15 protein-coding genes and 1 pseudogene are annotated in these 14,726 nt (G+C 69.6%); 7 read left to right on the forward strand and 9 right to left on the reverse strand.

Annotated features, from left to right (window positions below; all coding sequences use genetic code 11):
* The 9 genes from TU34_RS09370 to TU34_RS09405 form a co-directional block, all read right to left on the reverse strand.
* Positions 1–555 carry a hypothetical protein gene (locus TU34_RS09370; protein WP_045822580.1) on the reverse strand — a complete coding sequence of 185 codons (555 nt, stop codon included), beginning with the start codon at positions 553–555 and terminating at the stop codon, positions 1–3.
* A gap of 148 nt (positions 556–703) precedes the next feature.
* The gene (locus tag TU34_RS09375) at positions 704–1,423 is read right to left on the reverse strand and encodes a hypothetical protein (protein ID WP_150116470.1); all 720 of its coding nucleotides are present in this window, start codon (positions 1,421–1,423) and stop codon (positions 704–706) included.
* Positions 1,420–1,680 carry a hypothetical protein gene (locus TU34_RS09380; RefSeq protein ID WP_045822581.1) on the reverse strand — a complete coding sequence of 87 codons (261 nt, stop codon included), beginning with the start codon at positions 1,678–1,680 and terminating at the stop codon, positions 1,420–1,422. The genes TU34_RS09375 and TU34_RS09380 overlap by 4 nt, the downstream gene beginning before the upstream one ends.
* Positions 1,681–1,908: 228 nt before the next feature.
* A complete protein-coding gene (locus TU34_RS22325; RefSeq protein ID WP_052688834.1) occupies positions 1,909–2,388 on the reverse strand; it encodes a hypothetical protein in 480 nt (159 codons plus the stop codon).
* A complete protein-coding gene (locus TU34_RS09390; RefSeq protein WP_045822582.1) occupies positions 2,385–2,861 on the reverse strand; it encodes a hypothetical protein in 477 nt (158 codons plus the stop codon). The genes TU34_RS22325 and TU34_RS09390 overlap by 4 nt, the downstream gene beginning before the upstream one ends.
* Positions 2,862–3,143: 282 nt before the next feature.
* The gene (locus TU34_RS22330; protein WP_052688836.1) at positions 3,144–5,711 is read right to left on the reverse strand and encodes a bifunctional DNA primase/polymerase; all 2,568 of its coding nucleotides are present in this window, start codon (positions 5,709–5,711) and stop codon (positions 3,144–3,146) included.
* A gap of 91 nt (positions 5,712–5,802) precedes the next feature.
* The gene (locus tag TU34_RS22975) at positions 5,803–6,006 is read right to left on the reverse strand and encodes a helix-turn-helix domain-containing protein (protein ID WP_082080076.1); all 204 of its coding nucleotides are present in this window, start codon (positions 6,004–6,006) and stop codon (positions 5,803–5,805) included.
* Positions 6,007–6,166: 160 nt separating this feature from the next.
* Positions 6,167–6,397, reverse strand: a complete 231-nt coding sequence (locus TU34_RS09400; RefSeq protein WP_045822583.1) for a hypothetical protein — start codon at positions 6,395–6,397, stop codon at positions 6,167–6,169.
* A gap of 205 nt (positions 6,398–6,602) precedes the next feature.
* Positions 6,603–7,769 (reverse strand): tyrosine-type recombinase/integrase, encoded by a 1,167-nt coding sequence (locus TU34_RS09405; protein ID WP_045822584.1) that lies wholly within the window; start codon positions 7,767–7,769, stop codon positions 6,603–6,605.
* A 303-nt stretch (positions 7,770–8,072) separates the two neighbouring features.
* Here TU34_RS09405 and TU34_RS09410 point away from each other — a divergent pair, with 303 nt between their 5' ends.
* From TU34_RS09410 to TU34_RS09440, 7 genes and pseudogenes are all read left to right on the forward strand, one after another.
* Positions 8,073–8,555 (forward strand): TIGR02611 family protein, encoded by a 483-nt coding sequence (locus TU34_RS09410; protein WP_082080078.1) that lies wholly within the window; start codon positions 8,073–8,075, stop codon positions 8,553–8,555.
* A gap of 96 nt (positions 8,556–8,651) precedes the next feature.
* Positions 8,652–10,724, forward strand: coding sequence for a threonine--tRNA ligase (gene thrS / locus TU34_RS09415; RefSeq protein ID WP_045822585.1), 2,073 nt, complete (start codon positions 8,652–8,654; stop codon positions 10,722–10,724).
* Entirely contained in the window at positions 10,721–11,278 is a 558-nt protein-coding gene (locus TU34_RS09420; RefSeq protein ID WP_045822586.1) for an ATP adenylyltransferase, read from the forward strand. The genes thrS and TU34_RS09420 overlap by 4 nt, the downstream gene beginning before the upstream one ends.
* A gap of 1 nt (position 11,279) precedes the next feature.
* A complete protein-coding gene (gene pgsA / locus TU34_RS09425) occupies positions 11,280–11,972 on the forward strand; it encodes a phosphatidylinositol phosphate synthase (protein WP_045822587.1) in 693 nt (230 codons plus the stop codon).
* Positions 11,969–12,883 (forward strand): phosphatidylinositol mannoside acyltransferase, encoded by a 915-nt coding sequence (locus TU34_RS09430; RefSeq protein WP_045822588.1) that lies wholly within the window; start codon positions 11,969–11,971, stop codon positions 12,881–12,883. The genes pgsA and TU34_RS09430 overlap by 4 nt, the downstream gene beginning before the upstream one ends.
* Positions 12,884–12,899: 16 nt before the next feature.
* Positions 12,900–14,024 carry a glycosyltransferase family 4 protein gene (locus TU34_RS09435; RefSeq protein ID WP_082080079.1) on the forward strand — a complete coding sequence of 375 codons (1,125 nt, stop codon included), beginning with the start codon at positions 12,900–12,902 and terminating at the stop codon, positions 14,022–14,024.
* A 57-nt stretch (positions 14,025–14,081) separates the two neighbouring features.
* A pseudogene (locus TU34_RS09440) lies at positions 14,082–14,570 on the forward strand (exopolyphosphatase); the annotation flags it as partial.
* Positions 14,571–14,726 lie beyond the last annotated feature (156 nt).

The raw sequence follows: 14,726 nt of genomic DNA on the forward strand, positions 1-14,726 counted from the left end.
TCAGCCGAACAGGCCGAGCACGGTCCTGCGCAGCTGCTGCAGCTCGGCGGTGACGTCACCGGTCGCGGGCAGCGCGAGAACGGCACGGACGTCGCCGTCGTCGGCGAAGCCGTTTGCCTCGATCCTGGTGGCGAGGTCGGTGATGAACGGCCACAGCACTTCCACCGAGGCGCGGGCGTCGTCGAGCTCCGCCCCACCGTCGAGCGCGTAGTCCCGCGCCTGTATCACCGCCCGGTCGTCGAGGTGATCGGCGAGCGCGTCGCGGACGTGGCTCAGCGACATCGACGGCCCGCGCAGGAACCTCTCCTCGGCCAGTGGGCCCGCCCACGTTGCCGACAACGGCGCCTGCCCGTACCCGTCGGCGGTGATGCCGAACGTGCACCGGCCGGCGTGCCCGCTCGCGTCACCGGCCGCCACGAGCTCGGCGCGTTTGATACGGGTCACACCGGTGGAAACGCCCAGGACGCGGCCGACGAGGGCGTGGCCCGCCTCGTGGAAGCTCGTGGCCATACGCTCGAGCAGCGCTGGGTCCACGGTCGGTTCGGTGATCGTCATGGTGGGTCTCCTGATTCTCAGATCGTGCTTACATCGGTGTCACGCGGGTCGGCGCCGAGGGCGGCCGGTCCGTAACCAGCACCGCCCCCGGCGACGGCCATGTCGGCGGCGAGGAACTTCCCGGTTACTCGTCGCCTCGCGTAGGTGGTCAAAGGGCGCCACCGCGTTCGTCTGCGGTCAGCTCGACGCCCAGGTCGGTGAGGGTCGCTCGGGCCTCGTCGCGGTGACGGCGTTCGCGGTCGGCGATGAGGTCGGTGGTGCCGCCGCTCTGCTCGGCGCGGTCGAGTGCGCGGCTCAACGCGGTGCACGCAGCGTCGAGGTCGCGCAGCGGCTCGAGTACCCGCTCGGAGGCAGACAGGGCGCCGCGAGTCGCGCCCGGCGGCAGAGCGCGGACCAGCAGCGCCGCCAACGGGTCCGAGGCCGACGCGGCGTGGTCGGTCAGAGCCTCGGCCCACGTTCCGTCCGCCATGGCGCCGTCGGCGATCTGCGGGGCCGTGGGCCGCCGGTGCAGCTGCAGCAGTGCGCGCCGCGCAGACGCCGCCTGCTCGAACGGCAGGCCCGCGGTGCGGTGGTGGGCGTCTGACTCGGCGAGAAGGCGGGCGACGACGGCGACGAGTCCGTCCACGGCGTCGGCGACGTCGTCGATCGCTGCGCGCACAGCCCGGGAGGATGTCGCAGCTGCCGCCCGATCGGCCAGCGGGTCGAGCGAGGCGGCCACCTCGAGGGCCAGGTCGAAACCTCCGTCGAGGACAACGGTCAGGTGCGCGCGGCGGCGCTCGCGTTGGGCGGCCTGGCGCTCAGCGGGGGCGTCGGGCAGCGCGGGCTCGGCGAACGAGAACACCCGCCGTCGTCGCAGTGCGCGCGTCACGCCGGCACTCCCGCCTGCGCGGCCCGCAGCGACTCGCACAGGGCGTCGAGGTGGTGTTCGTCGAGCTGCCCGCGCTCGGCGTCGATGGCGCGCTTGACGCGGTGGAATGCGAGGGCGGCGCGGGCCTCGACGACTCGCGGGTCGTCGTGGGGCGTGCCGTGGCTCGCGAGGGCGGCGAGGCGGGTGCCCCACTCGATCGCGGACTTGGTCGACGGATCTATGCCGGTGAGGTCGGGCGGGGAGACGGTGGGGGCCATGGGGCGAACAGTAGGCTGCCTGCATGCAGCGCAGCCGCGCAGTCACGCAGGGGCGCAGCCACTTTCGCTAACACAGTCGGGGTTGTCAGGTGGGCTAAGTGTTGCGGCGGATGAGGCGCACAATCGGCGCAACGGAGCCAAGTAGGAGCCCAGGCGAGGCGAATAGCGGCCTGAGCTGCACGCACCGGCTGGGTTTAACCCGGCCGGAGGTGGAATGCGTTGGTATGTCTAGGTCTCGGTGCCCAGCTCGGCGACCCGCCGCTCGATTTGCGCCCTCAGCTCCGGCGGCACCCTCGGCCCGCTGGTCTGTGCGGCGAGGTCATCGGCGGCCAGCACGGCCCGCAGCCGGTCGGCGCTGGTGGCCGGCGCCGCCTCGGCAGGGCCGGGCTCGGTTGTGCCCGGGTCGATCTCGATCACGTCGGCGACCGGCTCGGGCTCGGTGGTGCCCTCGCGCAGGCGTGCGACCGCGGTCCACTCGGACAGCTCGTCGCCACCGATGCCGGCGAGCCCGAGCACCTGACGGGCGACGTCAACCTGTAGCGGCCACAGCGCATCCTTGGGGCCTATCACCCGCCCGAACAGTTCTCGAGCCTCAGCGGCGAACTCAGCGGTCAGAGTGGCGGGGTCGAGCCTGCCCTCGGCGGCGTCGCGGGCGACCGCCATGCCAGCTTTGACGACGTCGTCGGTGGTGACGGTGTGGCTGCTCATGAGTCCATGACCTCCGCGTCGATGATCGGCGCCGGCCGAGTCTGGGCGAGGGCGAGCAGGTCGGCCTCGGCGCGATCGAGAATGGCCGAGGCGGTCTGGGTCACCTGAACGTCATGCTCGTGACGCTCGGGTGCGTTGGCGCCGACGAGAGTGGCCCACTGACCGAGGTTGCGGTGCACCTCGCGGCTCAGCTTGACCAGAGTCTCGTCATCGCGAGAACGGGCGGCCTCAGCGAATCGGCCGACGAGGACTGACCGGACGATCCGCAGCGTCTCGCTGGCCGAGCGCCGGACCTCATCGACACCCTCGGCGGGCTCAGCACTCACGAACCGCCGCACCGCGACCTGCGCGGCGCCGCGGCTCTGGAACCCCTCGGCGTCGGCGATCTCCTGCCACGTTCGCCCGAGTGACCGCAACCGGTGCGCGCGCTCGGCACGCCGCCGACTGTCCTCACGACTCATGCTCGGTGCCATGTCTCCATGGTGTCTCAACTACGTGCACCCGAGAACGCCGACAGTGTTAGGGGTTGTGGCACTGCGACACAACGGAGTTCGCCGCCCGGGCTGCACGGCTCTGGCACTATTCGATCGAGGGGGGTCGCGGGGGGTCGGGGGTCGACCCCCCCGGTCGTGAACGCGGACTCGGCTCGCACGGCTCGGTCGGCGAAGCCGGGCGACCAGGGAAAATAGAGTAGAGAATTGGATCGTATGACGCGCGAGACCGGGGGGGTCGAATAGCGACCCCCCTGACCCCCCTCACCCCGCCGAGGGGGTCGCCAACGACCCACCCGCAGGGGTCAGCTTCACGAGCCCGTCGGCGTTCCGCTCGACCGCCCCCTCGTCCTCCAGCCCCTCCAGCGCCGTGTCTGCGATGCGGCGCAGGTTCGCCTTGAACTTCCGCTTGCGCAGCCCCTCAGTGCCGTTCCACAACGCCGGGCCGTCAGCCTCGGCGAGGTAGCGCAGGATGCGGGTCCGCACCCTCGTCAGCTCATCCGCCCGGCCGTCGAGGGCCAGAGCGCCCGCGACCTGTTCACTGATGCGCTTCTCCGTAAGGCGCTCCTCCTCGGCCTCGACACGATCCCGCCGCCATTCCAGTGCGGTCGTGTGTATAGCAGCCGAGGTGCTCATCAGCATCTCGGCGAGCTCGACGTCGTCGCGGTGGACCACGGTGCGCCCGGGGTCGCAAAGGATCACGAGCAGCGCCGCGAGCCGGGCAACCGTCGCGGGCCGCTGCGCCTGCATCGGATCCGCGTTGCCGCCGTCGACCTCACCGCGTGCGCGAGCCAACGCCGCAGACCGCACCCACTCACACAGCTCGTCGTCGTACGTGAGGGGCTCCGCAGGCAGCGTCACCGCCAGCGGCCCGGGGTGAACCGGGGCGACGTCGGGGATCGACGGGTCGGTCGCCGAGACGAACAGGAACCGCTGGGGGGTGCCGTACTCCATCTGTTCCGGCGTCGACAGCGCCGCGATCGCTTCGAGCTGGAACCCCACCTCCAGCCCCACGCTGTAGACGCGCACCTCGCGGCGCCGCTCGACGGATGCGTTGCCCTGGCCTAGCAGCTTCCCGCTCCACGCCGACCGCAGCGTCGGTCCGATGTCCTGCCCCCGTTTGTTGTCGATGATCCCGGCGACCAACGAGGCGCCCTCATCGCACTGCATCAGTAGGTTGTGGACCACCTGGCACCGTGCGGACTTGGCCGCGAGGCGATCCGGGTCCGGCCCCATGAACGCCTCCGCGACGCCGGGACCCGTGCCAACAGGCATCTCCTTGAGCGCCCGCCCGCCAGCGATCAGCCGACTGTCGAGCGGGTCGACGGGGGCGGCGTTGATCAGGTTCTCGGCCTCGGTCGCGGCGCTCGACTTGCCCGTACCGCTCGACCCGACGACGCCGACGAAGGTGTTCAGCGGCAGCGGACTCTTGACCCCAGTTCGGACGCGCACGACCGGGTCCACGCTGGCACTCAGGCGCGCCAGGACGACCCCCAGCACCGCGTCGGCGCTGTTGACCCCCGAGTGAGCCGCAGCCCGGATGTGGGCCAGCGCAGGCCGCGCCGCCCAGAACTCCTCAGGCAGCCGGGTGTCCGCACGTCCTCGCAACGAGGGCTTGCCGGCGATTTGCGCAGCAGGGGGCGTGATTTTCCCGTGCAGCGAGCCGGGGAGCGTCAGCACGTTGCTGTCGTCGTGCAGGTCCTGGTCGGTCATAGCCGCCCCGATCTGGTGGTCGTAGTACCCCGCGGCGACGGCGTCGAGCCGGGTGATGGTGGTCTTGCCCTTGGCATAAAGCCGTTCAAACGGCTCGACGTCGTGATCGGTCCACAGGTGAAGCGGCGGGTCGATGGAGTCGCGGCAGAGGGTGCACCCCCGTTCGTGACCGACGGCAGACTTGGGGGAGGCGTGGGCACCCGGGGCGGTGAACGTCGGGCAGCCGCATGACTCGGGGCGCGGCCTCTCGGTCCACCCCAGCGGCTCCAGAATCTCCGCCCACGTCACCGACGCGCCCCACTGCTCGATGCGATCAGCGGTGGGGCTGTTGGCGTCGAACGCCCGGTCGGCCCGTGCAGCTCGCGCCGAGCCGTGCGCGCTTATCCGCTCGTGCAGCCAGTGGGGAAGCATCTCGACCTTGCCGGCCGTCTCGTACCGCCCCTCGGGGCGCACCGAGGGCGGCATCAGGACATAACTGCCCGACCACATGACGGCGTACTTGCCCTCCGGGTCGGTCAGCGACCCTGCTGCGCCGGGCAGTTCAACGTCCTCGGGCACGACGAACCACCAGTGACCGCCGTCGCGGTGGACCCACCCGCCGTGCTCATCCCGGGCGCCCGGCGTCCTGACGGTCGGAGATGCATCCTCGGTAAGCCCGGCGGTAGCGCGGAACGCTGCGGCCTGTTCGGCGGTGTCGCAGTCGACGACGACGATCCGCGACGGTCCTACGGCGACCGCGATGTTCGTCGGTGTCTGGCTGCCGTGGGCCTCGACGTGGGCGTCGAGGAAGCCGCTCAGGTGCGCGGGGTCGTCGGTCGCGAGGTGGACCCCGCGACTGGCCTTGCGACGTTGCCAGCCAACGTCTCCCGCCGCGCGTGCGGCCTCTTGGGCGGCCTTGTCCGCCGCGCGCCGCTGGCCGGAACCGCGCAGGTCGGCGGGCATCTTTGTGCCGGGGTGGCAGAACAGGATGTGCGCTCCCTCATCTGAGAGAGCATTGAGCTGGACGCGCACATCGTCGATGTCCCCCGGCTCGGGTGCTTCCGCGAGCAGCTGGGTCAACGCCTCGGCGCGCGAGACCGCGCTAGCGGCAGAGTGTTTAGTATTCTGGTCGAGAGTCATGGCTCGGCTCGTTTCGAGGGGTTCGGCCCCGCCCGGTGGGCACCGGGCGGGGTTCTCTTGGTTTCAGGGGTGGATCGCGCGCACGGGGATCTCACTCGCGCGTGGGAACCAACAGGGCGTCAAGGTCGGCACGGCGTATCCGCACCGCGGCGCCAGGACGCCCGCCAACCCGGTGCGCCGGCAGGGAGCCGTCGGCGACCCGGCGCCGGATCGTTGCCAGTGAGACCCCGATCTCGGCCGCCGCCTCGCGCGCGGTCAGAACACCAACAGGCTCGGTATTGTTGCGTGTCAGCATCTTTCGTCTCCTCCTCGCCGAGTGCAGGCGACTACGGATGACACTAGGTGTGCACCATGCAGCGATACTGTGGCGCTGTCGGCCCAGCTGTGGGCTGATGGCGGCGCTGTCCTCATGAGGCCACTCGGAGGGCGGCGCCGTCCCATCGGCGCGGCGGTGGTCATCGGACGTCCTCAGGGATGATCGGGACGAACATTGCGTCGACGTCGGCGGCCTTGACGCGGATCGCAGCGCCGGGCTTCTGAGTTGCGCGGTAGCCGCACAAACTGCCGTCAGCGACCTTGTCGCGGATGAAGTCGGGGCCGAACCCGGTTCGCCTGGCCGCCTGGGGGATCGACTCCCAGATCGTGCCGCCGGGGGTCGGGGTGGTTCGAGGGGTAGTGGTGCTCATCGCAGGTGCTCCGTGTGCTCAACAGATTGCGTCCCAGGCGTAAACGTGAACGTGGGCGTGAGCGTGGCGCTGAGGGTGATCAGCAGGCGTGAACATGAGCGGGCGCGTGAGCTGGCCGGGGACTAGATGCGGCCAAGTCCTGATATTAGCGGACTTGGGCGGGTATCGGTTGGAACCCGCGAGTCTGTGCGTAGTGAGCTGCGGCTCAGTCGGTTTCGGCAGACATGGGCGCCGCTGCGAGCAGCGACAGCCTGTCCGCGAGGGCATCGGCCCGCCCGGCCGCGACGTGCTGATAGCGCATCGCTGCGGTGCTGGTGGTGTGGCCGAGGCGGTCCATGACCTCGCGGGTCGTCGCGCCGGTCAGGGCCGCCATCACGCCGCCGAAGTGGCGCAGGTCGTGGAAGTGCAGCTCGGGCTTGCCGATCGCGGTACGCGCAGCGAAGAACGGCACGCGGAACCGGCCCTCGGCGTAGTGCTCACCGGAGACCGGATCGGTGAAAAGCAGCGCGGTCCGCTCGTCGCTGACATGCTGGCTCAGGTGAGCGGCAATGACCTCCCGCAGGTGTGGCGGCACCGTCACCGTGCGGTTGGACTCGCGCGTCTTGGGCAGGCCGACGACGTACTCGCGGTTGCGGTAGGTCACACCCTTGGTGATGCGGAGGGTCGCGCAGTCGACGGAGATATCGGCTCGGGTCAGGGCGAACACCTCACCGCGGCGCATCCCGCACCACCCGGCCAGCAGGACGGCCAGTCGCAGCGGTGCAGGCATCGCAGCTGCCAGCTCAGACAGCTCGGCGGGCTCCAGCAATACGACGCCGCCGCGCTTCGTCTGCCTGACCGCCGACGCGCCCTTGATACGAGCGGGGGAGCGCTCGATGAGGCCGTCGTCGACCGCGGTGTTAAGGACTGCGGTCAACACCCCGTAGGTCCGCGCGTTGCGAGTGGGGTACTCCGTGCCCATCCCGGCGTACCAGGCGCGCACGTCGTCGGTGGTGATCGCGGCGAGCACGTGGTCGCCGAGAACCGGCACGATGTGCAGCTCCAACGCCGACCGATACGAGTCGCGGGTGCGCCGCGAGATGTTGCGGTGAGCCAGCCACCGCTCGGCGTACGTCTTGAGAGTCAGCTGTGCGGCCTTCTCGCGCTGGGCGCGCTCCGACGGCGGCGACCACTCGCCGGGCCGTCGGTTGTCGAGGTCGATGAGATCCTGCTCGGCGAGCAGCCAGGCCGCGCCTGAGTCCTTGGTCGGGAACGTGTGCGGCGCGAGGTGGGTCGCACCGCGGTGAAGGTACGACGCCTGCCAGCGCCCCGACGATCGCTGGCGAAGGCGTCCGAACGAGCGGCGGGTGCGAGTCTTGGGCGTTGGGGGCACGGGGTCTCCGAGGAATAGTGGCGGGCAATAGTTGGGCAATAGTGAGACCCACAGAGGCGAACTCACACCGACAGAGACCAACACTCGATCGGTTCTCTACCTGCAATGTTAGCCCTGAACGCGCAGCTTGCGGCCACATTCGCTCGGCCCGTCCCGCCGGTTCGATCCCAGCCGGGACCACCCCCGCCTCATCTCGTCCTTTCGGACGGGACACCGTGAGTGTCCGATTCCGTAGGGTTGTCCCCGACGCCACCTCGTTCCGATGTGGTGCACACCGGAAGAGTCAGTGAGGACGACGCTGCGATGACCGACCAGCCTGCCGCGATTCCCGACGAGTCGACCGACGGCGCCCGCACCGACACCGCACACGCCAGCGAACCCGGTGGGCTGCTGCCCGACGCGTTGCAGCGTCGACGCGACAAGATCGCCGAGAAGCCGACCCTGAACCTCGCGTACCGCATCGCGGTCGGCGTGATCGGCACCGCCGTCCTCGTCGTCGGGATCATCGCGATCCCGTACCCCGGACCGGGCTGGCTGATCGTGTTCGCCGGCCTCGGCATCCTCGCGACGGAGTTCTCCTGGGCGCACCGACTCCTGATCTTCGCCCGCGCCAAGTACGACGCCTTCGCCGACTGGATCAAGGTTCAACACTGGTCGGTGCAGGCGCTGTTCGGGATCTTCACCTTCGCGATCGTGCTGGCCACGCTGTGGTTGCTCGGCGCTCTCGCGCTGGTCGGAGGGTGGGTCGGCTACGACCCGTCGTGGCTGGACAGCCCGATCTTCTGACCGTCCCCCCATCGCCGATACCATCTACAGGCATTCCTCCCGTGGTCGTCCGGCCGCGGGGTTCGTTCCTGTCTTCACCTCGAGGAGTCGAAGTCCGTGCCTGAGAATTCTGTGGTCGCCAGCCCCGCCACGATCCGTGTGCCGGCCGCGACCACGGCGGGCACCGCGCTGCGTGAGGCGGACGCCCCGAACAAGGGACCCGAGGCGGTCGTCGTGGTGCGCGATGCCGACGGTGCGCTGCGCGATCTCTCGTGGGTACCGGCCACCGACACCGACGTCGAGCCCGTGATCGCCGCCAGCGAGGCCGGACGCAGCGTCATCCGACACTCCGCGGCGCACGTGTTGGCCCAGGCCGTCCAGGAGCTGTTCCCCGACGCCAAGCTCGGGATCGGCCCGCCGATCACCGACGGCTTCTACTACGACTTCGACGTGAAGGATCCCTTCACGCCCGACGACCTGGTCGCGCTCGAGAAGAAGATGAAGCAGATCATCAAGTCGGGCCAACGCTTCTCGCGCCGCGTCTACGACTCCCTCGACGCCGCCAAGGCCGAACTCGCCTCCGAGCCGTACAAGCTCGAGCTGGTCGACGACAAAGGCTCGGCCGACGACCCCGAGGTGATGGAGGTCGGCGGGGGAGAGCTCACCGCCTACGACAACCTCAATCCCCGCACCGGGGAACTGATCTGGTGCGACCTGTGCCGTGGTCCCCACGTGCCGACCACCAAGTACATCGCCGCGTTCAAGATCACCCGCAGCTCCGCGGCCTACTGGCGCGGCGACCAGGCCAACGCCGGTCTGCAGCGCATCTACGGGACCGCGTGGGAATCGACGGAGGCCCAGGACGCCTACCTCGAGCTGCTCGCCGAGGCGGAGAAGCGCGATCACCGTCGACTCGGCGTCGAGCTCGACCTGTTCAGCTTCCCCGACGAGCTCGGTTCCGGCCTGCCGGTGTTCCACCCCAAGGGCGGCATCATCCGCAAGGAACTCGAGGACTACTCGCGGGTGCGGCATTCGGCGGCGGGGTACGAGTTCGTCAACACCCCGCACATCACCAAGGGGCACCTGTTCGAGGTGTCGGGCCACCTCGACTGGTACCGCGACGGCATGTTCCCGGCGATGCACGTCGACGAGGAGCTCAACGCCGACGGCACCGTGCGCAAACCGGGCCAGGACTACTACCTCAAGCCCATGAACTGCCCGATGCACAACCTGATCTTCCGGTCGCGTGGCCGGTCGTATCGCGAACTGCCGCTGCGGATGTTCGAGTTCGGGTCGGTCTACCGCTATGAGAAGTCCGGCGTCATCCACGGCCTCACCCGCGTGCGCGGCATGACCCAGGACGACGCGCACATCTACTGCACGCGTGAGCAGATGGCGGGCGAGCTGACGTCCCTGCTGACCTTCGTCCTCGATCTCCTCAAGGACTACGGTCTCGACGACTTCTACCTTGAGCTGTCGACCCGCAATCCCGACAAGTCCGTGGGTTCCGACGACGCGTGGGAGGAAGCGACCGCGACGTTGGCGCAGGTGGCCGCCGATTCCGGGCTCGACCTCGTTCCCGACCCCGGTGGCGCGGCGTTCTACGGTCCGAAGATCTCGGTGCAGGTCAAAGACGCGCTCGGGCGGCACTGGCAGATGTCGACCATCCAGCTCGACTTCAACCTGCCGGAGCGTTTCGAACTCGAGTACACCGGCAACGACGGCGCCAAGCACCGGCCGGTCATGATCCACCGGGCGCTGTTCGGTTCCATCGAGCGCTTCTTCGGTGTGCTCACCGAGCACTACGCGGGCGCGTTCCCGGCGTGGCTGTCGCCCGTGCAGGTCGTCGGTATCCCCGTCGCCGAGGACTACGCCGATCACCTCGACGGGGTGATCGCGAAGCTGCGGGCGCACGGCATCCGTGCCGAGGTCGACCGTTCCGAGGACCGGATGCAGAAGAAGATCCGCAACCACACCACCGGTAAGGTCCCGTTCATGATGCTCGCCGGCGACCGCGACCAGCAGTCCGGTGCTGTCAGCTTCCGGTTCCGTGACGGCACACAGGTCAACTCGGTTCCGGTCGACTCCGCGGTCGCAGCGGTGGCCGACTGGATCACCACACGGCGCAACGAATCGCCCACCGCGGAGTTCTTCGCCGCCCTCGCACCCGCACCCGCCGGCGACTCGTGACCGGCGAGCAGATCCACGACAGCGGCGCCGGTGAGCCGGACCGGTTGTCGCGGTTGTGGAGTCCGCACCGGATGTCCTACATCACGTCGTCGATCAAGGAGCCGAGCTCGGGTTCGGCGAACTCGACGCACCCGTTCATCGACATCCCCACGATGTCCGACGAGGACGGGCTGGTCGTCGCGCGCGGTGAGAGCGTGTACGCCGTGCTGAACCTGTACCCGTACAACCCCGGGCACTCGATGATCGTGCCGTACCGACAGGTCGCCGACCTCGAGGACCTCACGCCGCAGGAGAGCGCGGAACTGATGGCGTTCACGCAGCGACTGATCCGCGCGATCAAGTCGGTGTCGCGGCCGCACGCGTTCAACGTCGGACTCAATCTCGGTGCCGCGGCGGGTGGTTCACTCGCCGAGCACCTCCATCAGCACGTCGTGCCGCGATGGGGCGGCGACGCCAACTTCATCACCGTGATCAGCGAGACGAAGGTGATGCCGCAGCTGCTGCGCGACACCCGGGTCCTGCTCGCCGATGCGTGGACGGCTCTCGAGGACTGACATGGCCAGATTCCTCTCCATCACCGGTCGCGCGGGGATGAGCAAGATCACCGTGCCGATCGCGCGGGTGTTGCTCAAGGCCGGTCTCACGCCCGACTCGATGACCGTCATCGGCGCCGTCGCATCGGTCGCGGCGGCGGTGACCCTGTTCCCGATGGGGCACCTGCTCGCCGGGGCGCTGGTCATCTGGCTGTTCGTCATGTTCGACATGATCGACGGCGCGATGGCCCGCGAACGCGGCGGCGGCACACGCTTCGGCGCCGTGCTCGACGCGACCTGCGACCGCATCGCCGACGGGGCCATCTTCGCGGCGCTGGGGTGGTGGTGCCTGCAGACCGAGGACCACCCGGTGCTGTTCGTCGGGATGATGATCTGCCTCGTCACCTCACAGGTCATCTCGTACGCGAAGGCGCGCGCCGAGGCCAGCGGACTCGATGGCAACGGCGGCCTCATCGAGCGTCCCGAGCGGCTCATCATCATCCTGGTCGGGGCCGGGTTCAGCGAGCTCGGCATGCCGTGGCTGATCGACGTCGCGGTGTGGCTGCTGGCCGTCGGCAGCGTCGTCACGGTCGGACAGCGGATGCTCTCGATCTCGAACTCTCCCGGGGCTCGCGACCTGCTGCCCATCGGTCGCCCCGCCGACCCCGAGACCGCGAGCGGTTCAGGACAGTCGACCCCGGAGTCGCCCGCGTGACCTTCGGCGAGCGCGTCGCCGACCTCGGGTACGGCGCAGGCTGGTCGGTGGTGCGCCGACTGCCCGAGGCCCGGACACGTCGCGCCTTCGAGGCGGCCGGCGCCCGTATCGGGTCGCGGGGCGGCCCGGAGCAGTTGCGACGGAACCTCTCCCGGGTGCTCGGCGTGCCCCCCGATGCCGTGCCCGAGTCGTTGATGCGCGAGGCGATGCGCTCCTACGCCCGCTACTGGTTCGAGGCGTTCCGCTTGCCGGCGATGGACTTCACCACCGCCGCCTCCCGGGTGTACGTGGCACCCGACGATCTCGCGCACTTCACCACCGCCTACGACCAGGGCAAGGGCGTCGTGTTCGCGCTGCCGCACAGCGGCAACTGGGACATGGCCGGGGTGTGGCTGGTGCAGCAGACGGGCCAGTTCGCCACCGTGGCCGAACGACTCAAGCCCGAGTCGCTGTTCGAGAAGTTCGTGGCCTACCGCGAGAGTCTCGGTTTCGAGATCTTCCCGCTCAGCGGCGGCGAGCAACCCCCGTTCGGCCTGCTGGCCGATCGGCTGCGCGCCGGTGGCGTCGTGTGTCTGCTCGGCGAACGCGACCTGGCACGACACGGGGTGCCGGTCACCTTCTTCGGCGAACCCACGCGTATGCCGGCGGGCCCGGCCAAGTTGGCGATCGAGACCGGCGCCGCTCTCATGCCGGTCCACCACTTCTTCACCGACGGCGCGTCGTCGCAGATCCTGTGCGACCCGCCGGTCGACGTCAGCGGGGGAGTCGCCGACGCGACCCAGCGGGTGGCGAAGGTGTTCGAACGCAACATCGCCGCGCACCCGCAGGACTGGCACATGCTGCAGCCCCTCTGGGAGGCCGACTGGTCGCAGGAGCGGCGGGACCGCATCCACGGGGAGTCCGGGCGATGACGGGGATCGTGCAGCGATGAGGATCGGGATGATCTGCCCGTACTCGTTCGACACCCCCGGTGGTGTGCAGGCGCACGTGGTGGAACTCGCGCAGGTGTTCATCGAGCGCGGCCACACCGTGAGCGTCCTGGCCCCGGCCGCCGACACCTCGTCGCTGCCGGACTACGTCGTGTCGGTCGGACCGGCGCTGGCCATCCCGTACAACGGCTCGGTGTCGAAGGTGAACTTCGGGCCCGCCGCCTACCGTCGACTGCGCACCTGGATCCGTGACGGCGACTTCGACGTGTTGCACGTCCACGAGCCGAACGCGCCGAGCATCTCCATGCTGTCGCTGTTCGTCGCGCAGGGTCCGATCATCACCACCTTCCACACCTCCACCACGAAGTCGTTGTGGCTCAGTACCTTCCAGGGCATCCTGCGTCCGTACCACGAGCGGATCATGGGCAAGATCGCCGTGTCGGAGCTCGCGCGCCGCTGGCAGATGGAATCGCTGGGGTCCGACGCGGTCGAGATCCCCAACGGCATCCACGTCGACTCCTTCGCCGAGGCGACACCGCTCGAGGGCTTCCCCCGCGAGGGACGATCGATCCTGTTCCTGGGCCGCTACGACGAACCCCGCAAGGGCATCGACGTGCTCATGCGCGCCCTGCCGCGCATCGTCCGGTCGTTCCCCGACATCACGGTCCTCGTCGTCGGCAGTGGCCACGAGCGGGCGATGCGCCGACGTGCGGGCGCGCTGGCGGATCACCTGGTGTTCCTCGGGCAGGTCGACGACGCCACGAAGGCGCGCGCGTTGGCGTCGGTGGATGTCTACTGCGCGCCCAACCTCGGCGGCGAGAGCTTCGGCATCGTGCTCGTCGAGGCGATGGCGGCCGGCGCCGCGGTCATCGCGAGCGATCTCGACGCGTTCCGTCGCGTCCTCGACGACGGACGCGCCGGACGACTCGTCCGCGCGGGGGATCCGGCCGCACTGGCCTCCGGCGTCATCGAGGTCCTCGCCGACGACGACACACGACATGAGCTGGTCGCCCGGGCACAGCAGCGCGCCCGCCGGTACGACTGGTCGCGGATCGCCGACCAGATCCTCCAGGTCTACGAGTCGGTCACCGTGGGCTCCGGGAAGGTGTCGGTCAGCGACTGACACCCGCCCCGGCGCAGACCGGGCGAACCGACCGACCACTGATCGAAGGGGCAGATGATGACAATTTCGGCTGTGACGATCCTGATCGTTGCCATCGTGGTGGCGATCGTGTCCGTCGGCATCGGATGGATCTACAAGACGGCGAACCGACTCGACCGACTCCACGTGCGCGTCGACCTCGCGTGGCAGGCCCTCGACGCCGCCCTGGCACGTCGCGCGGTGGTCGCCCGCACCATCGGGGCGGGCCTCGGCGCCGACGGTCGCGAGCTGATCGCGTGCGCCGACCGCGCCGAACGGGCCGATCGCGCCGACCGCGATCTGGCCGAGAACGAGGTGTCGGCCCAGCTCGCGAAGGTCGACTCGTCGACACTGCGCGCCCAGCTGGTCGCCGAGCTCGCCGACGCCGACACCCGCGTGATGATCTCGCGCCGGTTCTACAACGACGCCGTCCGCGACACCCTCGCGCTGCGCGGGCGTGGTCCGGTGCGACTGCTGCGCCTCGGTGGTACCGCCCCCGAGCCGCGATACCTGGAGATCGTCGAACGCGTCCTCGGCTGAGCTCGCGGGCGCGCAACCGGTGTGACCACCGTCATGGTCGCCATCGGTGCTGGTGACCGCGTCGGAGGCCACGGCGGGACGCCGCCGGTGGTGGGCCTAGAATTACGCGACACCCCACTGCGGGAATCACCGGTCGTGGCCGCC

The organism is Williamsia herbipolensis (genome assembly GCF_000964005.1).
Lineage (GTDB): Bacteria > Actinomycetota > Actinomycetes > Mycobacteriales > Mycobacteriaceae > Williamsia_A > Williamsia_A herbipolensis.